At 67.2% G+C, this 21,898-nt stretch carries 22 protein-coding genes; 8 read left to right on the forward strand and 14 right to left on the reverse strand.

The features are described from left to right. Positions 1-82 precede the first annotated feature (82 nt). Positions 83-724: a carbonic anhydrase gene (locus QXH22_RS25705; protein WP_306277418.1), complete on the reverse strand. Its 642-nt coding sequence runs from the start codon at positions 722-724 to the stop codon at positions 83-85. Between QXH22_RS25705 and QXH22_RS25710 the strand changes: the two genes are divergently transcribed. The 6 genes from QXH22_RS25710 (at position 723) to QXH22_RS25735 (ending at position 7,850) form a co-directional block, all read left to right on the forward strand. Continuing rightward, complete coding sequence (locus QXH22_RS25710; RefSeq protein ID WP_306277419.1) at positions 723-1,637, forward strand: A/G-specific adenine glycosylase; 915 nt, start codon at positions 723-725, stop codon at positions 1,635-1,637. The genes QXH22_RS25705 and QXH22_RS25710 overlap by 2 nt on opposite strands. A 189-nt stretch (positions 1,638-1,826) precedes the next feature. Beyond that, positions 1,827-3,404 (forward strand): proton-conducting transporter membrane subunit, encoded by a 1,578-nt coding sequence (locus tag QXH22_RS25715; RefSeq protein ID WP_306277420.1) that lies wholly within the window; start codon positions 1,827-1,829, stop codon positions 3,402-3,404. Beyond that, positions 3,401-5,989, forward strand: a complete 2,589-nt coding sequence (locus QXH22_RS25720) for a DUF2309 domain-containing protein (RefSeq protein ID WP_306277421.1) — start codon at positions 3,401-3,403, stop codon at positions 5,987-5,989. The genes QXH22_RS25715 and QXH22_RS25720 overlap by 4 nt, the downstream gene beginning before the upstream one ends. Before the next feature lie 14 nt (positions 5,990-6,003). Continuing rightward, entirely contained in the window at positions 6,004-6,303 is a 300-nt protein-coding gene (locus QXH22_RS25725; RefSeq protein WP_231513242.1) for a P-II family nitrogen regulator, read from the forward strand. A 25-nt stretch (positions 6,304-6,328) separates the two neighbouring features. After that, positions 6,329-6,940 carry a carbonic anhydrase gene (locus QXH22_RS25730; RefSeq protein WP_306277422.1) on the forward strand — a complete coding sequence of 204 codons (612 nt, stop codon included), beginning with the start codon at positions 6,329-6,331 and terminating at the stop codon, positions 6,938-6,940. Between the two features lie 61 nt (positions 6,941-7,001). Continuing rightward, positions 7,002-7,850, forward strand: coding sequence for a DUF6671 family protein (locus QXH22_RS25735; RefSeq protein WP_306247262.1), 849 nt, complete (start codon positions 7,002-7,004; stop codon positions 7,848-7,850). 28 nt (positions 7,851-7,878) lie between these two features. On the opposite strand, the gene QXH22_RS25740 is transcribed toward QXH22_RS25735, so the two are convergent. Both QXH22_RS25740 and QXH22_RS25745 read right to left on the reverse strand, forming a co-directional pair. Further along, entirely contained in the window at positions 7,879-8,202 is a 324-nt protein-coding gene (locus QXH22_RS25740; RefSeq protein WP_306247260.1) for a MarR family transcriptional regulator, read from the reverse strand. A 63-nt stretch (positions 8,203-8,265) separates the two neighbouring features. Further along, a complete protein-coding gene (locus QXH22_RS25745) occupies positions 8,266-9,042 on the reverse strand; it encodes an alpha/beta fold hydrolase (protein ID WP_306277423.1) in 777 nt (258 codons plus the stop codon). A gap of 14 nt (positions 9,043-9,056) precedes the next feature. Here QXH22_RS25745 and mhuD point away from each other — a divergent pair, with 14 nt between their 5' ends. Together mhuD and QXH22_RS25755 are read left to right on the forward strand one after the other, a co-directional pair. Continuing rightward, a complete protein-coding gene (mhuD, locus tag QXH22_RS25750; RefSeq protein ID WP_306247256.1) occupies positions 9,057-9,374 on the forward strand; it encodes a mycobilin-forming heme oxygenase MhuD in 318 nt (105 codons plus the stop codon). Then, entirely contained in the window at positions 9,349-10,716 is a 1,368-nt protein-coding gene (locus QXH22_RS25755; RefSeq protein WP_306277424.1) for a serine hydrolase, read from the forward strand. Before mhuD ends, QXH22_RS25755 begins: the two co-directional genes overlap by 26 nt. Here the strand turns inward: QXH22_RS25755 and QXH22_RS25760 are convergent. The 11 genes from QXH22_RS25760 to QXH22_RS25810 form a co-directional block, all read right to left on the reverse strand. Continuing rightward, on the reverse strand, positions 10,713-11,252 hold the full coding sequence (locus tag QXH22_RS25760; RefSeq protein ID WP_306247253.1) for a histidine phosphatase family protein: 540 nt from the start codon (positions 11,250-11,252) through the stop codon (positions 10,713-10,715). The genes QXH22_RS25755 and QXH22_RS25760 overlap by 4 nt on opposite strands. Continuing rightward, a complete protein-coding gene (locus tag QXH22_RS25765) occupies positions 11,249-11,995 on the reverse strand; it encodes a CbtA family protein (RefSeq protein WP_306277425.1) in 747 nt (248 codons plus the stop codon). Before QXH22_RS25765 ends, QXH22_RS25760 begins: the two co-directional genes overlap by 4 nt. 9 nt (positions 11,996-12,004) lie before the next feature. Beyond that, a complete protein-coding gene (locus tag QXH22_RS25770) occupies positions 12,005-12,214 on the reverse strand; it encodes a CbtB-domain containing protein (RefSeq protein ID WP_306247249.1) in 210 nt (69 codons plus the stop codon). A gap of 139 nt (positions 12,215-12,353) precedes the next feature. After that, positions 12,354-14,888 (reverse strand): ATP-dependent protease ATP-binding subunit ClpC, encoded by a 2,535-nt coding sequence (gene clpC1, locus QXH22_RS25775; RefSeq protein WP_306247247.1) that lies wholly within the window; start codon positions 14,886-14,888, stop codon positions 12,354-12,356. A gap of 292 nt (positions 14,889-15,180) precedes the next feature. Continuing rightward, complete coding sequence (gene lsr2, locus QXH22_RS25780; protein ID WP_055577626.1) at positions 15,181-15,519, reverse strand: histone-like nucleoid-structuring protein Lsr2; 339 nt, start codon at positions 15,517-15,519, stop codon at positions 15,181-15,183. 116 nt (positions 15,520-15,635) lie between these two features. Continuing rightward, on the reverse strand, positions 15,636-17,159 hold the full coding sequence (gene lysS, locus QXH22_RS25785; protein WP_306247245.1) for a lysine--tRNA ligase: 1,524 nt from the start codon (positions 17,157-17,159) through the stop codon (positions 15,636-15,638). Between the two features lie 125 nt (positions 17,160-17,284). Beyond that, the gene (locus tag QXH22_RS25790; protein ID WP_306247243.1) at positions 17,285-18,103 is read right to left on the reverse strand and encodes a type III pantothenate kinase; all 819 of its coding nucleotides are present in this window, start codon (positions 18,101-18,103) and stop codon (positions 17,285-17,287) included. A 2-nt stretch (positions 18,104-18,105) separates the two neighbouring features. Next, positions 18,106-18,525 (reverse strand): aspartate 1-decarboxylase, encoded by a 420-nt coding sequence (panD, locus tag QXH22_RS25795; protein ID WP_306247241.1) that lies wholly within the window; start codon positions 18,523-18,525, stop codon positions 18,106-18,108. Then, complete coding sequence (gene panC, locus QXH22_RS25800) at positions 18,525-19,451, reverse strand: pantoate--beta-alanine ligase (protein ID WP_306247239.1); 927 nt, start codon at positions 19,449-19,451, stop codon at positions 18,525-18,527. Before panC ends, panD begins: the two co-directional genes overlap by 1 nt. Next, the gene (locus QXH22_RS25805; protein WP_306247237.1) at positions 19,448-20,383 is read right to left on the reverse strand and encodes a Rossmann-like and DUF2520 domain-containing protein; all 936 of its coding nucleotides are present in this window, start codon (positions 20,381-20,383) and stop codon (positions 19,448-19,450) included. The genes panC and QXH22_RS25805 overlap by 4 nt, the downstream gene beginning before the upstream one ends. Before the next feature lie 103 nt (positions 20,384-20,486). Next, positions 20,487-21,830, reverse strand: coding sequence for a DUF6779 domain-containing protein (locus QXH22_RS25810; protein WP_306247235.1), 1,344 nt, complete (start codon positions 21,828-21,830; stop codon positions 20,487-20,489). Between the last annotated feature and the right edge of the window lie 68 nt (positions 21,831-21,898).

The raw sequence follows: 21,898 nt of genomic DNA on the forward strand, positions 1-21,898 counted from the left end.
GGTAGGGGCAGGTCACGCATCTTTGACTGACCCGCCTCGGCGTGTCGCAGGGTTAGCCGGACAGGCCGCGTGTTAGGAGCCGCTAAACCGCCTGCTCCTGCGGCGCCTGTTCGCCGATGTCACCGATGTGGTCCACCAGCTCCGCCTTGCCTTCGGCGAGCTGATAGGTCACTCCGGCAAGCGCCAAGGTGCTGTCGGCCACCCGATCCGCGATCGCGGAGGAACGCGCCACAAGCTGCTTCAGCGTCTCGCTGACATGCCGCTCCTCGAACTCGTCGATGCGGGTCAGGCCGTCACGCCGGCCGGCCAACACCGACGGGACCACCCGTTCCACGACGTCGCGCACGAATCCGCCGGGTATCGCGCCGTCGTCCAAGGCGTCGATGGTCGCCTTTACCGCGCCGCAGCTGTTATGGCCGAGCACCACGATCAGCGGGACGTTGAGCACCATGACCGCGTACTCGATGGATCCCAGCACCGCGCTATCGATGGCCTGCCCGGCGGTACGTACCACAAACACGTCACCGAGGCCCTGATCGAAGATCAGCTCGGCAGCCACCCGGCTGTCCGCGCAACCGAAGATCACTGCGGTCGGCGTCTGGCCGCCGGCCAGCTTGGCTCGGTGGTCGATGCTCTGACTGGGGTGGGCGGGCTTGCCGGCGACGAATCGCTCGTTACCCTCTTTGAGTGCTTTCCAGGCGCTTATCGGGTTGCTGTTGGGCATGCCAGACATTCTGCCGGAACACCCGGTGATCGGCCCAGTACACATACCGGCCACCAATCTTGTCGCCTGGTATGAGCGGTGCAGCCGGGACCTGCCATGGCGCGAGCCAGGGGTCAGCGCATGGCAGATCCTGGTCAGCGAATTCATGCTGCAGCAGACGCCCGTGTCCCGGGTACTGCCGATCTGGACGGACTGGGTGCGTCGCTGGCCGACACCCTCGGCGACGGCGGCGGCCAGTGCCGCAGACGTGCTGCGGGCCTGGGGCAAGCTGGGTTATCCACGGCGGGCCAAACGCCTGCACGAGTGCGCCGTTGTCATCGCCAGCGAGCACGGTGACGTAGTCCCCGACGACGTGGAGACGTTGCTGACGCTGCCGGGTGTCGGTAGCTATACCGCGCGGGCAGTGGCCTGTTTCGCCTATCGGCAGCGAGTTCCCGTGGTGGACACCAATGTTCGGCGTGTAGTGGCCCGCGCCATCCACGGGCGGGCCGACGCGGGCAACCCCTCGGCGACCCGCGATCTCGCCGACGTCGCCGCGCTTCTTCCGAATGACGCTGTGGCGCCGATATTTTCGGTGGCCCTGATGGAACTCGGCGCGACAGTCTGCACGGCGCGGGCACCCAGGTGCGGCGTGTGCCCACTGCAGCAGTGCGCATGGCGCGACGCCGGTTTCCCCGCCGGCGACACCCCCGCGCGCCGCGTCCAGGCCTACGCCGGCACCGACCGGCAGGTTCGCGGGCGGTTGCTGGATGTCTTGCGCAACAACAGTTCTCCGGTCACTCGAGCGCAGTTGGACGTGGCGTGGCTGACCGATGCCGCACAGCGCGATCGCGCTCTGTATTCACTGCTTGTCGACGGCCTGGTCACCCAGACGGCGGATGGGCGGTTTGCACTGGCGGGCGAGGGACAGTAACCCGGCAGGCACCCCAGCGGGTCAGACCCGCGACATCCGGTCGTCGAGCACTTTGAGACGGATCCCTACACTTGCGTAGCTCGTTATACGAAATTTATTTCGTGATGTTTGACAGACGTATTTTTTCTCACGTAATGTGCCTCGCATGTACATCGGACATCTGAAAGCCACGACGGGCGGTGGTGACCAATGACCGCCGTCCTCCTTGCCGTTTTGATTGCGCCCCTGCTCGCATCCGTCACTGCCCTGCTGGCCGGTGACCGGCATCCCCGGCTGGTCGGCCGATTCGGCGCCGCGACCGCGGCGTCGGGACTGATCGCGGCCGCTGTGTTGAGCGTTCAGGTAGTGCTGCACGGGCCGATACACGCCTCGCTGCGTACCGACCAAGGCACCCTCATCGGCGAGGTGACCGCCGGCCGGCTCAGCGCCCTGCTATTGGTGCTGGTGTACGGAGTGAGCACGGTCGTTCAACTGTTCGCACTGCGCTACCTCGCCTGTGACCGCCGGTCGGGCTGGTTCACCGCTGGGACCGGACTGCTCACCACCGCGTCCGCGGGCCTGATGATTTCGGGCACGCTGATCGCCTTAGCCCTCTGCTGGACCCTGGCCGGGACAGCGTTGTGCCTGCTCCTGGCGACTTACTGGGAATTGCCGGCCGCCCGCGACGGTGTGCGACGTACCGCGACCGCATTCGCGCTGGGCGATCTCGCGCTGTGGTCAGCGGTCGGGTTGGTGACGATGCATTGGGGCAATCGAAGCCTGTCCGAGTTGACCGTCAGCAAAGACGCCTCACCGACGATGCTGGTCGCCGCGGTACTGATCGTGGTGGCTGCGCTGTCGCGGTCCGCGCAGATCCCGTTCCACCGCTGGTTGCCGGCTACTCTCGCGGCACCCACCCCGGTGTCGGCCCTGCTGCACGCCGGTGTGGTCAACGCCGGGGGTGTGCTGCTGGTCCGGTTGAGCCCGATCGTCAGCGGATCAGCCCTGGCCATGGGTATAGCGTTCGCCGCCGGCATGTTGAGCATGGTCTACGGAGCCCTGGTGATGCTCACCAAGTCCGACATCAAGGGCTCGCTGGCATATTCGACCATGGCCCAGATGGGCTTCATGATCTTGACCTGCGGATTGGGCCTGTCCGCCGCGGCGGTCTTCCACTTGGTCGGGCACGGCTTCTACAAGGCCACGCTCTTCTTGTCCTCGGGCTCGGCGATCGCCAAGCGGCGCCAGAAGGCCGCTCGCCCGCCCGCGCCGCCGCTGAGCCGCACCCGACGTGCAGCGGTGCTCGTCTCTGCGATGCTGCTGCCCGCGGCCGCACTGTACGCAGCCGGTGCCGTGATGCCGTTGCACACAGCGGAGCACGGCTCGGCGGAAGCGCTGGTGATCTTCACCTGGGCCACCGCCGCGGCGGCACTGATGGGCTGGCTGGCGCGATCGCCCCACTGGCCGGCGGTCGTCGCCGCGGGCGTGGCGCTGCTCGGCGCGGGCGTCGGCTACCTGGCGCTCGTCAACCTGGTGACCGGTTTCCTGTCTCCCGATCTGCCGCCGGTCGCCGTGCCATCGGCCTCCTCGTTGGGCATCGCCGCAGCGGCGGTCGTGCTCGGCGCACTGGCCCTGCTGCGCCAGGCTCCCCCGGATGGCTGGGCCGGCCGCCTGCAGCGTGCCCTCTACACCAAAGCGCTTGTAGCAGGACATGTCTCGGCGATACGCCCGCAGCAGATCCCCACCCCGACCCACTTGACTGCAGAACTGACAGGAGCGCACCGATGACCATCGTCGCTGAACACCTCTCGATCGACGCGCAGCGTGCCCAGCTACGCAGCGAGGTGAATCTGGCCGCGCGGGTGGTTCCCACCCACTACCCGCTGGAGACCTTCATCGCCGTCAACCCGCTGGCCGGACTGGAAGGCATGCCCTTCGAGCAGGCGGTGCTGCGTGCCGGTGACCTCTACGGCGTCGCAGGACTGCTGGATGAGACCGCCTACCGCGACCTCTACCACCGGGGGCGGATCACCGACGCCGACCTCGAATCGACACTGCGGCTGCGTTACCCCACCCTGCTGGACGGAGAACCCATCCAGCTGGGCGCCCGGACGGTGACACCTGCCGAGCTGTTGCGCGACGACCTGCTCAACGGCCGCGTCGCGGCCAAGCCGGTGCGCCGCAACAAGATGCGCAGCGAGCAACTCGCACCGCAGGTCGCCCAAGAGGTAGACGCACAAGCCGCCAAATGGAGTACGGCTTTCTTCGGATCACCCGCGGCGGGTTGGCCGATGCCCGCGCGCGAACGGGGCTTCTTCCACGCCTGGCGGACTCTGGCCGCCGGCGACCACAAGTTGAGCCGGAAAGTCCGCGCCGCCCTGCGCGAGGTGCCCGAACGAGCCGACGACGCTGCGCTGCAAGCGCTGCGGCAGTTGGGCGTCACCGACGACGAACGCATCACCTACCTGCAGGCTCACTTGACCCGGCTTCCCGGCTGGGCGGCGTATGTCCGGTGGTATGCCGAGCGGATGGTCGGCGCGGACCTCCTTGACTACCTGGCCCTGCGTCTGACCTACGAGGCATTGCTGCTGCCTGACAACGCTGCTGAGCCGCCGGCCGATATCGATGCCATCAACCGGCCGGCGATCCCCTCCGCGGAGGAGCGGGCTGCGGATCTCGCGCGACTGCGGGGCCTGAACGGGCTGAGCGATGATGATCTCGCCCCGGCCGCAAGGATCCTGGCGGCGCTTCCGGTCACGGCCCGGCCGGTGGTTTGGCAACAGGCCTACGAGGCGCACTACCGGGACGCACTGCTGAAGTCCTTGACCGGCAGCACTGTTCAGGGTTCCCACGGGCGGCCGCACACCCAGCTGGTGTGCTGCATCGACGCCCGGTCGGAAGGGCTGCGCCGGCACATCGAATCCAAGGGCGGATACGAAACCCTGGGCTTTGCCGGGTTTTTCGCGGTCGCCATCCGCTTCACCGACCTGGTAGGCGGGGCGCCCAACGAGCTGTGCCCGGTTCTGATTCGTCCCCAGCATGAAGTCCGCGAAAGCCCGGCACCTGAAGGTGTGCGTGCGGCCAAGCGGCGACGGGACGGCAGCGCCGTCATGGCCGGCGCCGAAGCCGCTTTCAACACCGCGAAGCAGGCACTGCTGGCCCCGTTCACGCTCGCCGAAGCCTCTGGCTGGGCCGCCGGTCCATGGGCCGCCGCAAAGACGCTGAGCCCGAAAGCCAGCGGCACGCTGCGCCGGCGCCTGCGCGACCGGCTGGCCCCGCCGGCGCCCACCGTCCTGTCCGTCAACGAGAGCGTCGACCTGGGACAACGGGCTCTCTACGCCCAGGTGGCTCTCACCACCATGGGCCTCACCAGCGGGTTCGCCCGGCTGGTGGTGATGTGCGGACACGGCAGCACCACCGAGAACAACCCCTACCAGGCGGCGCTGGACTGCGGGGCGTGCGGCGGGCAACCCGGCGGGCCCAACGCGCGAACCGCGGTCGCCATCCTCAACAACGCCGACGTCCGTGCGGAGTTGCGCGACATGGGGATCTCGATTCCAGACGACACCTGGTTCGTCGCCGCTCTGCACGACACGGCCACGGACCGGGTCTCCGTCCTGGACGAGCATCTGGTCCCGGCAAGCCATGTAGCGGACATGCGCCGGCTGATCGCCGATCTCGAGGTGGCCGGTGCCGAGTTGGCCGCCGAACGCTGCCTCGTGCTACCCGGAGGCCCGGTCCGTCCGGACCCGGCGCGGGCAGCGCGGCACGTCGCCAACCGCTCCGCCGACTGGGCCCAGGTCTTTCCCGAGTGGGGGCTGGCCGGCAACGCTGCCTTCATCGTCGGGCCCCGCGACCTGAGCAGCGGCCTCGACCTGCGGCGACGGACCTTCCTGCACTCCTACGAAGCTGACGTCGACCCAGACGGCAGCGCGTTGGAGACCATCCTGACCGCCCCGATGGTCGTGGCCCAGTGGATCAGTTGCCAGTACTACTTCTCGACGGTTGCGCCGGAGCTGTTCGGAGCGGGAACCAAGACGGTCCACAACGTGGTGGCCGGAGTGGGCGTACTCGCCGGCCACGGCGGTGACCTGCAGCTGGGGCTGCCTCGCCAATCGGTGACCGACGGTCAGACGTTCGGGCACGAGCCGATGCGCCTACTGACCGTCGTCCAGGCCCCGCTCGAGCGAATCGACATGATCATCGACCGCAACCCAGTCCTGCAGCATCTGTTCGGAAACGACTGGGTAGCCCTCGCGGCCCGAGAAAAGCCCGGAGACGACTGGCAGCGCTGGACTCGCAACGGCTGGCGGAGCTGGGAATCGGGAGTCGAAAAGCACAACGCAACTGAGGAGGTATTGCCATGCCACTGAATGGCCTGACAAAAATGACGAAAATCGAAGTGGTGGTGGGCGGCGATCACGCGTCCGCGGTCCGCGACCAGTTCCACAGCGCAGGCGCCACCGGGTTCACCAGTGTCTCGGGCGTCTCGGGGCTCGGGCATCACGGCTATCACCAGGGCCGGCTGCTCTTCAACCAGCAAGCAGCACTCGAAATGCTCATCACCGTCGTGCCGGACACCAAGTCAGAGGCGCTGGTCGCCGGATTACGACGGCTTCTCGAGGGTTCGCCGGGGGTCATGTTCGTGACCGACACCTACGTCAGCCGGCCCGAGTACTTCAGCTGAAACCAACCACAGAAAGGTAACGATAATGTCCAACCCCACTTCCGCCTGGCAGAGCCTGCAAGCCGGAAATCAGCACTTCCACAACACCTTACGGAAGCAGCACAGCGTCGCCAACGGACAGCCGCCCGCCGCCGTCGTGTTCCGCTCCGCGGATTCCGACGTGCCCAGCCAGGTGGTGTTCGGCCAGAGCTGGGGCTCGATCATCGACATCAGCAACTGGGGACACGTCATCGACACCGGCGTGCTGGCCACCCTTGAGTACGCCGTGGGCACCCTCAAGACACCGTTGATCGTCATCCTCGGCCACACGGACTCGAGCGCGATGCAGACGGCCCTCGATGCTTGGAACAATGCCAACTTCCCCGACGGCGCCACCCGTGCCGTGGTCGAACAGGCGGTTTCCTCGCTGGCCCGCAAAGACGCCGGCATCAATACCGCCGACGATCTGACGGCCGCTCACGTGGCGCACGTCGGGGTGTCGCTGCTGCACAAGTCGCCGCTGGTTGCCAAGGCCGTCGACAGCGGACGGTGCGCAATCGTCGCCGCCCTGCTCGACCGTGCGGACGGCCGGGTCCAGGTCTGCGGGACCATCGGACAGGTTTCCGACAACGAGACACCGTTGCTGCGGGTCGTATAAGAAATGCGGGCAGTCGGGCCCGGCGGATTCCGCCGGGCCTGGCTGCCCGCCGGGACATCTCATGAACGCACCCGTTGACTCTTACGCCGGGACGGTGATCGCCATGGGCACCATGCACGGCAAGGAGCGCCAGGTGGCGCCGGCTTTCGCCGCAGAGATCGGTGCCCGGGTGATCGCCCCGCCGGGCATCGACACCGACCAGTTCGGCACCTTCGCCGGGGAGGTCACCCGGACGCTCGCACCGGTGGCGGCGGCCTCGGCGAAGGCCCGGTTGGCCATGAGCGCGGCTAAGGTGCCGTACGGCGTGGCCAGCGAGGCCAGCTACGACACGTGGTACGGAATGCTGGCCGTACACCAGGAAATCCTGGTGTTCCTCGACGACACCCGAGGCATCCGAGTCGTGGAGGGTGTCAACATCCAACGGGCTCCGGGCCCGCCGAAACTGGTCGAAAGCGGCCACGAAGCGGCCGACGCCGCGCGCCGCTTCGGATTCCCCGAGCAGGGAGCGGTCGTCAAAGCCACCGTCGACGGAGAAACGCGGGTGTTCGGCAAAGGGCTGACCGATGCGTTCGCCCTCGTCGAGATCGTCGACACCGCGGTTGCCGCCGCCGACGACCGGCGCGCCCTGCTCGAACCCGACCTGCGGGCACACCACAACCCAGGTCGCCGGGAAGTCCTGACCGCCCTGGCGAATCGACTCGCCGGCCGACTGGCCACCCGATGTCCGGCGTGTCTGTCGCCCGGATTCGGGAGGGTCGCGGTGCGCGAAGGATTACCGTGCCGGATGTGTGGCTCGCCGACCACACTCGTCGCGGCCGACATCCTGGGGTGCCCGGCTTGCGAGCACCGCAGCGAGGACGTCCGCTCCGGGACGGCGGAACCGCGCTACTGCCCGCAGTGCAATCCCTAGCGGGTCGCCGCATTCGGGCCGGCCCCGGTCAGGACAGCGCGGCAACCAGCTCGCCGACGGTGTGGCTGGCTTCAAGGGGGTGGCGCAACCTGCCCTCAGGGTTGACCTCGTAGACGTTGCGGCGGCCCACCTTCGACTTGATCAGGTAGCCCTCGGCGGTCAGGTCGGTCAGAATGGCCTGCACTGAGCGCTCGGTGATGCCGACCCGCAGCGCCAGCTCGCGCGCCGTCAACTCCTCGCCCGTCGAGATGCACAACAAGACATGGGCGTGGTTGGTGAGGAACGTCCAGCTCCGATCCTGCGTTTCTAGCGGGAGCGGGGCTACTCTCCTGCGCTTGCCGGCTACAGCCACTGCTCGATGATACCCATGCCTGATTCGCGTAAACCGATTCGCCAATCCACCCGCGCGCCGCTTTCACTCACCCGGGTGTGCGATCAGGAAGGATTCGACGGCCCGCCGGTACACCTGCGGCGCCTCGTCGTGCACCAGGTGACCCGCTTCCGGGACCGGCAAATATTTAGTCGGATAATCCCTTTGGGCCATTTGACGCATCTGGCCGGGCGGCGTCACAGTGTTTCCCGCCTCGATCAGCAACGCGGGCGAACGCACCGCATTCCACTGGTTCCAGTAGTCGCGGGTACCCCACTCGGCAGCGATCTCGATCCACCGCGCGGGATGCCCGTGTAATCGCCAGCCCTTGCCGGTGCGGTCGAACGCCTCCAGGAAATACTGGCCGGCGACCGGGCCGAACGCGGCCACCACCTGCTCGGCGGAATCGAATTCAACCGGCAGTGCGTACACCCACGGCTCCCACGGTCCGGTGGTCCGGCCGACGAAATCGGGGGCCATGTCCTCGACTACCAGCGCACTCACCAGCTCCGGCCGCTCACCTGCCAGGCACCAGGAGTGCAGGCCGCCCATCGAATGCCCGATCAGCGTCACCGGAGCGCCCAGCGAGCTGACCGCATCGCCCAGATCGGCGACGAAGCGTTCGGTGCTGATCGGGAAGGGGTCCTCGACGTCGCGGCCGCGGTGCCAGGGAGCGTCGTAGGTGTAGACCGCACCCAGCCGCGTAAGCCAGGGCAGCTGTCGCGGCCAGGTGGTGCCGCGTCCCATCAGTCCATGCACCAGAATCAGCGGCCTGCCCGCTCCGCCGCGATGGGTCAGCAGATCGGCGGCCATGTTCGGCACGGTAGCCTAGCCACATGCCAGTGGTGAAGATCAATGCAATCTCGGTGCCCGCCGGCGCTGGCCCCGAGCTGGAAAAACGCTTCGCTCATCGCGCGCACGCGGTGGACAACCAGCCCGGCTTTCTCGGCTTTCAGCTGCTGCGTCCGGTCAAAGGTGAAGACCGCTACTTTGTGGTGACACATTGGGAGTCTGATGAAGCGTTCCAGGCCTGGGCGAACGGGCCCGCGAAAGAAGCCCACGCAGGTGAGCGCGCCAATCCCGTCGCCAGCGGTGCGTCGCTACTGGAATTCGAGGTTGTGCTCGACGTTGCCGGGACCAAACAGGCCGGGTAGGCGGCGCGCCGCGGCGCGCCGGGCACTGGCGCTGAGCGCCGCCGCCGCGCTCGTGGTGACGCTGACTCCGGGCTGCTCTTCATCACCGACGCCGTCGGCGAACGCGGCGAATGTGGGGCGCCGGATCGACACCAGCACTCCCCCTGGTCTGCGCGCCCAGCAGACCATGGACATGCTGAACTCCGAGTGGCCGATCGGCCCGGACGGAGTACGCACCCTGGCCGTCGCCGACAAGGTCGAATCGGTGGAAGCCACCATGGAGAGTCTGTGGTGGGATCGGCCGTTCACCCTGGACTCCGTTTTCATCGGCGCGAACGTGGCGACGTTGCAGTTGATCTCGTCCTACGGGGCGCGCCAGGACGTCCGGATCCATACCGGCGATACCGGCGAGGTCGACCGGTTCGAAGTCGACACCCAACCGCCCCCGCCGATCAACACCTGGTCGGATGTGGATGCGGTGCTGAGCAAGACCGGCGCCCGCTACTCCTATCAGGTGGCCAAGGTCGACGACGGTAAATGCGACCGGGTGGCCGGCTCCAACACCACCCAACCCTTGCCGCTGGCTTCGATTTTCAAGCTGTACGTGCTGCACGCGGTCGCGACGGCGGTCAAGAACGGCACCGTCTCGTGGGACGACCAGTTGACCGTGACCGCCAAGGGCAAGGCGGTCGGATCGTCGGGTCTGGAACTGGCTGTCGGCGATCACGTTTCGGTGCGCAAGGCGGCCGAGAAGATGATCGCCACCAGTGACAACATGGCCACTGACATGCTGATCGAGCGGGTGGGGACGCGCGCTATCGAGCAGGCCCTGGCCACCGCCGGGCACCACGATCCGGCCAGCATGACGCCGTTTCCCACGATGTACGAGTTGTTCTCCATCGGCTGGGGTAAGCCCGATGTGCGCGAGCAGTGGAAGAATGCGTCCCAGCAGCAGCGGGCCGAGCTGCTGCAGCAGGCGAATTCCACTGACTACGAACCTGATCCATTCCGCGCGCACACCCCAGCCTCGGCGTACGGCGCCGAGTGGTACGGCAACGCCGAGGACATCTGCCGCGTTCATGTGACGTTGCAGTCCGATGCCGTGGGCGCGGCCGCACCGGTGCGGCAGATCCTGTCCGCGGTCGCCGGTATCCGATTGGATCCCAATGTGTGGCCCTACATCGGCGCGAAAGCCGGTGGGCTGCCCGGAGATCTGACGTTCAGCTGGTATGCCGTCGACAAGACCGGGCAACCGTGGGTGGTCAGTTTTCAGCTGAACTGGCCGCACGACCACGGGCCGACCGTGACCAGTTGGATGCTGAAGGTCGCTCAGCAGGTCTTCGCGCTGATCGCGCCCCGCTAGACCCGCAGCGTCCAGGCCCCGCCCCGACGGTGCAGGACGGTATGGCTTGACGGAGCAACATCCATGCGCCAGAACGACTTCGGTGGCGCGTCGAGGGCAACCAGAATCGCCGCCCTGATGACCGCCGGGTGAGTGACGGCAACCGTTCGCACGCTGTCGTTGATCTGCCTCAGCCATCCGGCGACTCGTTCCACCAGCCCGACGATCGACTCGCCGCCGTGCGGCGACTGCCCTGGATCGGTCAGCCACAGCTCGAGCTCGGCGGTCGGGATGCTCTCCAGCGCTCGCCCACGCCAACTCCCACAATCCAGGTCCATCAAGCGTGGGTCGGCGGCGGCCTGCAGCCCCAGCAGTTCCGCGGTCTGACGGGTGCGTTGTTCCGGGCCGGTGAACGCCCGGGCCGCCGCGCTGTCAAGACGCCCGACCTGACGGCGGCCGAGGGCACTCAGCGGTTCATCGACGGGAAAACACCCGGCCGACATCGCATCCGTCATCGCGTGCGAGACCAGCGTCAGCCGGGTCGCAGCCGCCGTCACGCTCGGACGCTCTGCGCCGGTGTGCCCTCAGCCAACAGGCGCCCGGCCAGCACCGCGAACACCAGCCCGGTGCCCGCCCATAACACCATCTGGGTAGCCAGCGATACCAGCCTGAATTCATAGAGATCGGCGGCGGGAAAGCCGGGCGGCACTTCGGCGACGTTCGGCAGAGCCAGCGCGACGGCCACCGCCGCGATCACATAGGCACCGGCCGCCAGCAGCCTGGCAGTGAGCGCATCGAATCGGGCCAGCAGCTGCCGGGCCAGCCAGAGCGCGCCGATCGCCAGCCCCACCGACGCCAGCACCATCGCCAGGTACCACAGGGTGCGCGATCCGATCGTGTCCGCCTGTCCGACCGCAGGAGGATTGGGTGGGTATTTCAGAAACGGCACCAGATACGCGGCGACGAACCCGCCGGCCGCCAATCGCAGTGAAAGTGATTGCGGCGCAACGCCTTCTGATCGCGGATAGCGGACGCAGAATACTACCGCGAACAGGGCACCCAGCGCGATGCCGAAGACCAGCACGCCGAAGCCGAGTCCGGCATTGCCCTGGACACCGCGGGAGAACAGTTCCGCGCCGTGCTCATGCACACCCTGGGCGTGCGCGGCTTCGACGCGGTCTTCCTCGAACGCGATGGCGCGGCCGATCACGGGCTCGGCGAACAGCCTGGCGAAAACGAACGCCACCACCGCACCGACCGCACCCGCCAGCAGGCCGCGCGCAATCAGACGCTTCTCCACGGCTGCGGGTCAGTGGCAGGGAAAGCCAAGCAGATGCCGCGCGTCGTGGAAAAACTCGTGCACGTGGGTGTCGCTGCCGAACAGCGACACGGCGCCCTGGTCGATGCCGACGAAATAGATCGCCAGCAGCGCCAGGAAGGCGGTCGCCGCCAACCACAACGCCGCATTGACCCCCGACAAGTCCACCGCTTGCGCCCGGGCAGTCTGAGAACTAGCCACGATCAACTCCTTCTGGGATCTCGCGTCCCAACGGAAGACACTGCTGGCGGGCGCCGGGTCTGACTGTAGACAGTGGCGCGACCGTTCTGGAGTTTCACCAGATTCCGGTGCCCGTCAGCGTGGGCAGTCTATGCCCGTATTAGCCCGACGTACCAGGCCCGCCCGCGCCGGCCTTGGCCAGATCCGGCTCGGCCGGCGGCTTGCGCGTTCCGGTGAACGTGAACACCGCGTCCTCGCCGCTGCCCTCGCCGTCCCAGTTGTCGACGTCGACGGTGACGATCTGACCCGGACCGACCTCTTCGAAGAGAATCTTCTCCGAGAGCTGGTCCTCGATCTCCCGCTGGATGGTGCGTCGCAGGGGACGGGCACCCAGCACCGGGTCGAAGCCGCGCTTGGCGAGCAGCGACTTGGCCTTGTCGCTCAGCTCGAGAGCCATGTCCTTGCTCTTGAGCTGGTTGGCGACGCGGCCGATCATCAGATCCACCATCTGGATGATCTCGTCCTTCGTCAACTGGTGGAAGACGATGATGTCGTCGATGCGGTTGAGGAACTCCGGGCGGAAGTGCTTCTTCAGCTCGTCGTTGACCTTCTGCTTCATCCGCTCGTAGTCATTGGCGCCGCCACCCTGGGTGAACCCGAGGCCGACGGGCTTGGAGATGTCGGATGTGCCCAGGTTCGACGTGAAGATCAGCACGGTGTTCTTGAAGTCGACCGTGCGGCCCTGACCGTCGGTGAGCCGGCCGTCCTCGAGCACCTGCAACAGGCTGTTGTAGATCTCCTGGTGCGCCTTCTCGATCTCGTCGAACAGGACCACCGAGAACGGCTTGCGCCGCACCTTCTCGGTGAGCTGGCCGCCCTCTTCGTAGCCGACGTAGCCCGGGGGGGCACCGAACAGCCGCGACGCGGTGAAGCGGTCGTGGAACTCGCCCATGTCGATCTGGATGAGGGCGTCGTCGTCGCCGAACAGGAAGTTGGCCAGCGCCTTGGACAGCTCCGTCTTACCGACACCGGACGGGCCGGCGAAGATGAACGAGCCCGACGGCCGCTTCGGGTCTTTCAGCCCGGCGCGGGTACGGCGGATCGCCTTCGAGACGGCCTTGACGGCGTCGACCTGGCCGATGATCCGCTTGTGCAGCTCATCCTCCATGCGCAGCAGACGCGTGGTCTCGGCCTCGGTGAGCTTGAACACCGGGATGCCGGTCCAGTTGCCCAGCACCTCAGCGATCTGCTCGTCGTCGACCTCCGCGACGACATCGAGATCACCTGAGCGCCATTGCTTTTCACGCTCGGCACGCTGGGCGACCAGTTGCTTCTCCCGGTCCCGCAGGCTGGCGGCCTTCTCGAAGTCCTGGGCGTCGATGGCCGATTCCTTCTCCCGGCGCGCCTCGGCGATCTTCTCGTCGAACTCACGCAGGTCTGGCGGCGCGGTCATCCGGCGGATCCGCATCCGGGCGCCGGCCTCGTCGATCAGGTCGATCGCCTTGTCCGGCAGGAACCGGTCGTTGATGTACCGGTCGGCCAGGGTGGCGGCGGCCACCAGTGCGCCGTCGGTGATGGACACCCGGTGGTGCGCCTCGTAGCGGTCGCGCAGACCCTTGAGGATCTCGATGGTGTGCTCCACCGTCGGCTCGCCCACCTGCACCGGCTGGAAGCGGCGCTCCAGCGCGGCGTCCTTCTCGATGTACTTGCGGTACTCATCGAGCGTGGTGGCGCCGATGGTCTGCAGCTCGCCGCGGGCCAGCTTCGGCTTGAGGATGCTGGCCGCGTCGATGGCGCCCTCGGCGGCACCCGCGCCGACGAGCGTGTGCAGCTCGTCGATGAACAGGATGATGTCGCCGCGGGTGTTGATCTCCTTGAGCACCTTCTTCAGGCGCTCCTCGAAGTCACCGCGGTAGCGCGAGCCGGCGACCAGCGAGCCGAGGTCCAGGGTGTAGAGCTGCTTGTCCTTGAGCGTCTCGGGCACCTCGCCGTGCACGATCGCCTGGGCGAGACCCTCGACCACGGCGGTCTTGCCGACGCCGGGCTCGCCGATCAGCACCGGGTTGTTCTTGGTGCGCCGGGACAGCACCTGCATGACCCGCTCGATTTCCTTCTCGCGGCCGATGACCGGGTCGAGCTTGCCTTCCATGGCGGCAGCGGTCAGATTGCGGCCGAACTGGTCGAGCACCAGCGAGGTGGACGGGCTGCCGGACTCGCCGCCCCGGCCACCGGTGCCGGCTTCGGCGGCTTCCTTGCCCTGGTAGCCGCTCAGCAGCTGAATCACCTGCTGGCGCACCCGGGTCAACTCAGCGCCCAGTTTCACGAGCACCTGAGCCGCCACACCTTCACCCTCGCGGATCAGGCCCAGCAGGATGTGCTCGGTGCCGATGTAGTTGTGGCCGAGCTGCAGCGCTTCACGCAGGCTCAGCTCGAGAACCTTCTTGGCCCGCGGAGTGAACGGGATGTGCCCGGAGGGCGCCTGCTGGCCCTGGCCGATGATCTCCTCGACCTGGCTGCGCACGCCTTCCAGCGAGATTCCCAGCGACTCCAGTGACTTGGCGGCGACGCCCTCACCCTCGTGGATCAGACCCAGGAGGATGTGCTCGGTGCCGATGTAATTGTGGTTGAGCATCCGGGCCTCTTCTTGCGCCAGGACGACGACCCTGCGGGCACGGTCGGTAAATCTCTCGAACATCGTCGGTTACCTGCTCTCCCTCACCATTAGGTACTCCGTCTCGGAAAGGCGTTTGCCGGCCGTCGCCGACCTTTTGTCGACTCAGGGACCGACTCCGCGTACCTGCCGTCCACTCTAATGGTCGGCCTGCCGGGGTTCATACCTAGCAGTGCCCAGCGGTGCCTTCACGTAACCGGTTTAACGAGGAAAAGCCCCAATGCGTTTCCCGAGTTGGGCGTCGATCAGTTCGCCACAAGCGAAAACACAAAATCCGGCGCCCAGGCTTCGAGCCCGGGCGCCGGAAAGTTGGTGCCTAGGTGGCGGCGTGGAACGCGTCGATCACGTCGGCCGGGATACGACCGCGGGTCGACACGTTGTGCCCGTTGCGCCGCGCCCATTCGCGGATCGCGGCGCTCTGCTCGCGGTCGATCGCCCCGCGGCCGCGACCCGAACCGGAACGCCCGCGCCGCCGACCGCCCACGCGACGTCCCGCCGCGACCCATTGCTTCAGGTCATTGCGCAGCTTCGTCGCATTCTTGCTAGAAAGGTCGATCTCATAGGTCACCCCGTCAAGCCCGAATTCGACCGTTTCGTCGGCGGAGCCGGCACCGTCGAAATCATCGACCAAGGTGACGGTCACTTTCTTCGCCATTGGCTTACCCTCGCGTTTCTTCCTGTGCAGTTACAGATCCAGTTTGGATAGACTCCCCACTGTCCTAATCTGCCATAAGAACGCATAATACTCAATCCAGACACATCTTGAGCAGTTCAGTTGGAGTGTGGACGAACAATCGGGAACAAAACAGTCTCCCTAATTGACAACCCGGTCAAACACATCAACAACCGATCGATACCCATTCCCGTTCCGGTACACGGCGGCATCCCGAACTCCAGCGCGGCCAGAAAATCTTCGTCAAGTTGCATGGCCTCGTCATCACCGGCGGCCGCCGCACGGGCCTGTTCAGCAAATCTTTCCCGTTGCACTACCGGATCGTTTAATTCCGAGTACCCAGTGGCCAGCTCCATTCCGCGCACGTAGAGGTCCCACTTCTCGGTTACACCGTGGATGCTGCGGTGGTGGCGGGTCAAAGGCGTCGTCTCCACCGGGAAATCCCTGACAAAAGTGGGTGCGGTCAGCGTGTTGCCCACCGTATGCTCCCACAGTTCCTCGACGAGTTTGCCGTGACCAAAACCACGGTTCTCGGGAATCTCCACGTCCAGTTGAGCCGCGATCTCACGTAACCGTTCGACCGGCGTGTCCGGCGTGATCTCTTCTCCCAGCGCTTTGGACAGTGACGAATACATCTGCAGAGTTGCCCATTCTCCGTCGATGTTGTACACACTGCCGTCGGGCATCGGGAGTTGTCTGGTCCCGATCGCCTCGTCGGCCACCTCTTGAATAAGCTCCCGAGTGACGACCGCCGAATCGTCATAGGTCCCGTACGTCTGGTACGTCTCCAACATCGAGAATTCCGGCGAATGAGTCGAATCGGTTCCTTCGTTTCGGAAGACCCGATTTAGTTCGAAGACCTTGTCGAAACCACCGACGATGCATCGCTTGAGGAACAGTTCCGGCGCGATCCGCAGGTAAAGGTCGATGTCCAGCGCATTGGAATGGGTGATGAACGGGCGCGCAGCGGCGCCGCCGGCCAGCGTCTGCAGGATCGGAGTTTCGACCTCCAGGAACCCCCGGCGCTCCAGGGCATTCCTGATTGCCCGGATAACGGCAATCCGTTGCCGGGCCACCGAACGCGCCTGCGGCCGGACGATCAGGTCGACATACCGCTGCCGCACCCGCGCCTCTTCACTCATCTCTTTATGGGCGACGGGCAGCGGCCGCAGCGACTTGGCGGCCATCTGCCACGAATCGGCGAGAACAGACAGTTCGCCTCGGCGTGAGCTGATCACCGTCCCGTGCACGAAGACGATGTCGCCGAGATCGACGTCGGCCTTCCACGCGTCCAGCGATTCCTGGCCCACCTTGTCGAGGCTGATCATCGCCTGCAGCTGGGTGCCGTCACCGTCCTGCAGTGTCGCAAAGCACAATTTCCCGGTGTTACGGGCGAACACCACCCGGCCCGCGACACCGACCACGTCGTCGGTCGCGGTGTCGGTCGGCAGGTCCGGGTGGGCGGCACGGACCTCGGCCAGCGTGTGGGTTCGCTCGAGCGCCACCGGGTAGGGGTCGTGACCGTCGGCCAGCAGGCGGGCACGCTTGTCCCGACGAATCCGGAACTGTTCGGGAAGGTCCTCGACTGGGTTACTGTCGGCGTCTCGATCGGCGGCGCTCACGACGTGCCAGCTTAAATGAGATCGGGGCGGCCCCGTCGGCTGGCGTACAGGCCGCGCTGGGCTATGTGACGCACCCCACCCGTGACCTATCAGCCTCGTACGCGGCACCGCAGCGCCGGGAGCGCTCAGCGCGCGGTCTTGAGCCGGCCCCGCTGGGCGTCGCGGTTGCGCTCGAACACCAGCCGCAGGCCGTGCAACGTCAGATGCTGGTCGTAGTGCTCCACCGTGTGCAGTTCGGGCAGCAGCAACGGCGCCGTGTGCCCGGTGGCTACCACGGCGACGTCGTCCGCGGCGGAGAACCCCGCCACGTCGTCGCGGATCCGGCCCACCAGGCCGTCGACCAGTCCGGCGAATCCAAACACGGCACCGGCCTGCATGCACTCGACGGTGTTCTTGCCCACCACGGATCTGGGGCGGGCCAGTTCGACACGGCGCAACGCCGCCGAGCGCGCCGCCGCGGCATCCGAGGACACCTGCACGCCGGGCGCGATCGCACCACCGAGAAACTCGCCCTTGGCCGACACCACATCCACACAGATCGACGATCCGAAGTCGACCACGATGGCGGCGGTGCCGAATTTGTGGAAGGCCGCCAGACAGTTGACGATCCGGTCGGCGCCCACCTCTTTCGGGTTGTCCACTAGCAGCGGGATGCCGGTGCGCACCCCCGGTTCGATCAATACGTGCGGGACGGCCGGCCAGTACTGGTCGAGCATGATCCGCACCTCGTGCAGCACCGACGGCACGGTGGACAACCCGGCGGCCCCGGTGAGTCGCTCGGCGTCATCGCCGATGAGGCCGTCGATGGTCAGTGCCAGTTCGTCCGCTGTGACCTCGGACTCGGTACGGATCCGCCATTGCTGAACGACCTTGGCGTTCTCCTTGGCTCCGGATATCAGGCCGACGACCGTATGGGTGTTGCGGACGTCGATCGTCAGCAGCACGGTTACCGCGCGCCGATCCGCGGGTCGAGCAGCTCGTCAACGCCGTCGGGCACGTAGGCGGGGTCGCTACCCAGGTCGATCTGCTTGTTGTCGGCGTCGACGAACACGATCCGCGGCTGGTAGGCGCGGGCCTCGGCGTCCTCCATGGTGCCGTAGGCGATCAGGATCACCAGATCGCCCGGGTGCACGAGATGCGCTGCGGCGCCGTTTATTCCGATGATGCCGGTGCCGCGTTCACCGGTGATCGCGTAGGTGACCAGGCGGGCGCCGTTGTCGATGTCGACGATGGTGACCTGTTCCCCCTCCAGCAGGTCGGCGGCGTCCATCAGGTCGGCGTCGATGGTCACCGATCCGACGTAGTGCAGATCGGCCTGAGTGACGGTGGCGCGGTGAATCTTCGACTTCAACATCGTCCGTAACATCAGTTCCTCCAATGGGATTGGGCGTCCGGCCCGGTAGTGGTGCCGGCGAGATCGCCGATTTGGATTGCCACATTGTCCAGAAGTCTGGTGGTGCCGAGCCGGGCCGCGATCAGCAGCCGGCCGGATCCGTTGGTGGGCACCGGGCCCAGGTCTGTGTCGCGCAGCTGCAGGTAATCGACCTCCAGTTCGGGCGTGGCCTGCAGCACCGCATTCGCCGCGTCCAGTGCGGCCTGGACGCCGTAGGTCGCGGCGTGCGCGCCCGCGCTGAGCGCCGCCGAAAGCGCCACGGCCGCTTCGCGCTGCGCCGGGTCGAGGTAGCGGTTGCGCGACGACATCGCCAGCCCGTCGCGTTCCCGGACCGTCGGCACGCCCACCACCTGCACGTCGACGTTCAGGTCGGCCACCATCTGCCGGATCAGCACCAGCTGCTGGTAGTCCTTCTCGCCGAAGAACGCCCGGTCCGGCCGCACGATCTGCAACAGCTTGAGCACCACGGTAAGCACACCGGCGAAATGCGTTGGGCGAGCTCCACCTTCGAGCTCGGCGGCCAGCGGCCCGGGCTGCACCGTGGTGCGCAATCCGTTGGGATACATGCTCGACGCCGAAGGGGCGAAAACGATGTCCACACCCTCGCCGCGCAGTAGTTCCACGTCCTGGTCGAGGGTGCGGGGGTATGCGTCGAGATCCTCACCCGCGCCGAATTGCAGGGGGTTGACGAAGATCGACACCACGACCACCGAGCCCGGCACCCGTTTGGCGGCGCGCACCAGCGTCAGGTGACCTTCGTGCAGCGCTCCCATGGTGGGCACCAACATGATTCGCCGGCCGGTGTGCCGCAATGCTCGGGTGACGTCGGTGACGTCGGAAGGCGCCGAATACACATTGAGTTCGCCCGGCATGAACTTGCGGGGTTGCCCGGCCCTCATCGTGCGAGCACCTCGACGACGTCGGCGGGAGCATGGGCACGCTGAGCCGTCCGCAGCGCATTCATCCGGTAGGTCTGCGCGAGTTGAGGGTCGGTGGCTTCGAGTGCGTGCAGGTGTCCGGCAACGGCGGCGGCGTCGCCGCGGGCCACCGGGCCGGTGAGCGCGGCCTGACCGCGCTGCAACGTGTTCTCCAGCGCTGCGCGCGCCAGCGGGCCCACGATGCGTTCGGCGATTCCCCCCGGCTGGTTGTCGACGCGCTGTCCCCCGCAAGCGGGAGGTTCCCCCAGCCCGAGCAGTTCATCGCCTTTCAGCGCGGCACGCAACGCCTCGAGTGCGTCTGCCAGCACCGTCACCAAGTGGTTGGACGCGTGCGCCAGCGCCGCGTGGTACAGCACGCGCGCGTCCTCGCGGACCGAGAACGGCTCTCCGCCCATCTCCAGCACCAGCGACTGGCCGATGGCGTATCCGACTTCGTCGGCGGCAGTGACGGCGAAGCACGTGCCGGCGAGCCGGGCGATGTCTTCATCGGAACCGGTGAATGTCATCGCCGGGTGGATCGCTACCGGAATGCAGCCCTGCCGGGTGAGCGGGTCCAGGATGGCGATTCCATTGGCTCCGGAGGTGTGGGCCACGATGGTGCCCGGTCGCACCGACGAGGTGGCCGCCAACCCGGCCACCAGGCCGGGCAGCTCACTGTCGGGGACCGCCAGCAGTAGTAGTTCCGCGCCGGCGGCGACCTCCGGCGGCGACAACACGGGGGTATCGGGCAGCCGGCGCTGGGCCCGCTGCAGGGATGCGTGGGATATGGCGCTGCACGCCACCACCACGTGGTCGACGCGCTCCAGCGCGACCCCCAACGCGGAGCCGACCCGACCGGCAGAGATGATTCCCACCTTCAGCCTGGCCGGGCGCAATCCGTCGAACTGCTCCATCGCAGACGACCTCACAGATTTCTTTCGTACGTTCCAGTCCCGCTGCTGGGGTACCGGACGGTCACTACGACTGTAGTCGATCCGTCAGACCGAGCACAGCGTGTCAGGCGTCACGCCGGCGGCGCCGGCCTCCACCGCTGGGCTGCACCTGGAATCTCGCCAGGAGGTCGGCAGCCGAGTGTCCACCGCTGTCCGGGTCGGCTTCGCTCTCGACCGGCTCCTCCGCGCTGCGATGCCGAGGCGCGGGCGGCGCCGGAGCGAGCCGGGGCGGCGGGGGTGCCGGCGGCGGCTCCGGAGCCGGCTCGGGTTGCGAGTCCCGGGGCCGTCCGAGGTTGCCGACACCGAAGTCGCGGTACTCCGCCGAATGGCGGGACCGCGAGCGGCGGCCACCGTACTGCGGCGGGGCCTCGTCCTGGGGTGCGCCGGCAGCGCTGACGTCCGCCTCGTTGGCGTCGTCGCGGTAGCGCCTTCTGCGTCCCTCGGACTCCGCGCGGGCCGGGGCGGGCGGGGCCTCCGCAGGCGCCCAGTGGCTGCCGGGCGTGCCTGGCGGCAACCACTGCCCCTCAGCCGAGACCGGTTGCCAGGCCGCCGGCTGCGGCTGGGGCTGGGGTTGCGTTTGCGGTTGCGGTGGCGGTTGGGGTGGCGGCGGAGGGGGTGGCGGTGGCGGCTGGAACTGCGGCTGCGGCTGCGGCTGGAAGTGCAGCTGCTGCGGCGGCGGTGGTGGCCGGTGTCGCGGCTGGTAGGGCCCGGCCGGCTGCTGGGGCGGCGGCGCATACTCCCGGGCGTTCACCGGTTGCCGCGGTGGCAGCAGCGGTTCCTCGGGGACATCGATGATCGCGACGTCCTCCTCAAGCGCCGGCTCCTCGTCCGGTTCGTCCTGGCGCACGGCGGTCACCCGGTCGCTGGCCACCCAATCGGCGGGCGGGCTCTCGCCGTTCTTGGCGGCGTTGGCCGACCGATCGGTCAGCGCCCGCGCCGCTTCCCGGTTGAGCGTCTCGAGGGCCGGACGGTGTTCGAGGTCGGTGTCGAACAGGATCTCCAGGTTGGTCCGCAACGCCGACAGTTCTGCCCGCAGAGCCGCGATCTCGTCGGCGGCCTGAGCCCGTATCTCGGCGGCCAGTTCGCGGCGCAATTGCGATTCCACCGTCAACTCGTACTCCCGGCGCGCCGAGATCTCGCGATCCAGCTGCAGGTCGTACACCAGCTTCATGTCGCGGGCCCGGGCCTGGTCCGCCTCGGCCTGACGTCGGTACAGCACCGACACGAAGGCGCCGGCCACGGCGGCCCACAGCGCCAGGATCACAGCGAGCTTGAGAAGTTCCACCCGATCGGTGAAAACCAGCGCGGAACTGGCCCCGATTGCCAGGACCAGCAACGTCGTCAAGAGCACCCACCCCGGCCTGCGGCCGCCGCGCCGGACCCGGGCGCCGCGGGACAGAACGGTCATGGCCCCTGACTGTACCCGTGCGAGGTCACTTGGCGTGTCGCGCCAGTCCGGCGATTCTCGGCAGGAGT

Origin of the sequence: Mycobacterium sp. TY814 (genome assembly GCF_030755175.1) — a bacterium.
Lineage (GTDB): Bacteria > Actinomycetota > Actinomycetes > Mycobacteriales > Mycobacteriaceae > Mycobacterium.

Coding starts and splice junctions, on each gene's coding strand:
- QXH22_RS25805 (WP_306247237.1), bottom strand. CDS start 20,383: ATGGAGCAGTTCGACGGATTGCGCCCGGCCAGGCTGAAGGTGGGAATC.
- panC (WP_306247239.1), bottom strand. CDS start 19,451: ATGAGGGCCGGGCAACCCCGCAAGTTCATGCCGGGCGAACTCAATGTG.
- lsr2 (WP_055577626.1), bottom strand. CDS start 15,519: ATGGCGAAGAAAGTGACCGTCACCTTGGTCGATGATTTCGACGGTGCC.
- QXH22_RS25705 (WP_306277418.1), bottom strand. CDS start 724: ATGCCCAACAGCAACCCGATAAGCGCCTGGAAAGCACTCAAAGAGGGT.
- clpC1 (WP_306247247.1), bottom strand. CDS start 14,888: ATGTTCGAGAGATTTACCGACCGTGCCCGCAGGGTCGTCGTCCTGGCG.
- QXH22_RS25710 (WP_306277419.1), top strand. CDS start 723: ATGCCAGACATTCTGCCGGAACACCCGGTGATCGGCCCAGTACACATA.
- QXH22_RS25720 (WP_306277421.1), top strand. CDS start 3,401: ATGACCATCGTCGCTGAACACCTCTCGATCGACGCGCAGCGTGCCCAG.
- QXH22_RS25735 (WP_306247262.1), top strand. CDS start 7,002: ATGAACGCACCCGTTGACTCTTACGCCGGGACGGTGATCGCCATGGGC.
- QXH22_RS25810 (WP_306247235.1), bottom strand. CDS start 21,830: ATGACCGTTCTGTCCCGCGGCGCCCGGGTCCGGCGCGGCGGCCGCAGG.
- QXH22_RS25725 (WP_231513242.1), top strand. CDS start 6,004: ATGACGAAAATCGAAGTGGTGGTGGGCGGCGATCACGCGTCCGCGGTC.
- panD (WP_306247241.1), bottom strand. CDS start 18,525: ATGTTACGGACGATGTTGAAGTCGAAGATTCACCGCGCCACCGTCACT.
- mhuD (WP_306247256.1), top strand. CDS start 9,057: ATGCCAGTGGTGAAGATCAATGCAATCTCGGTGCCCGCCGGCGCTGGC.
- QXH22_RS25715 (WP_306277420.1), top strand. CDS start 1,827: ATGACCGCCGTCCTCCTTGCCGTTTTGATTGCGCCCCTGCTCGCATCC.
- QXH22_RS25730 (WP_306277422.1), top strand. CDS start 6,329: ATGTCCAACCCCACTTCCGCCTGGCAGAGCCTGCAAGCCGGAAATCAG.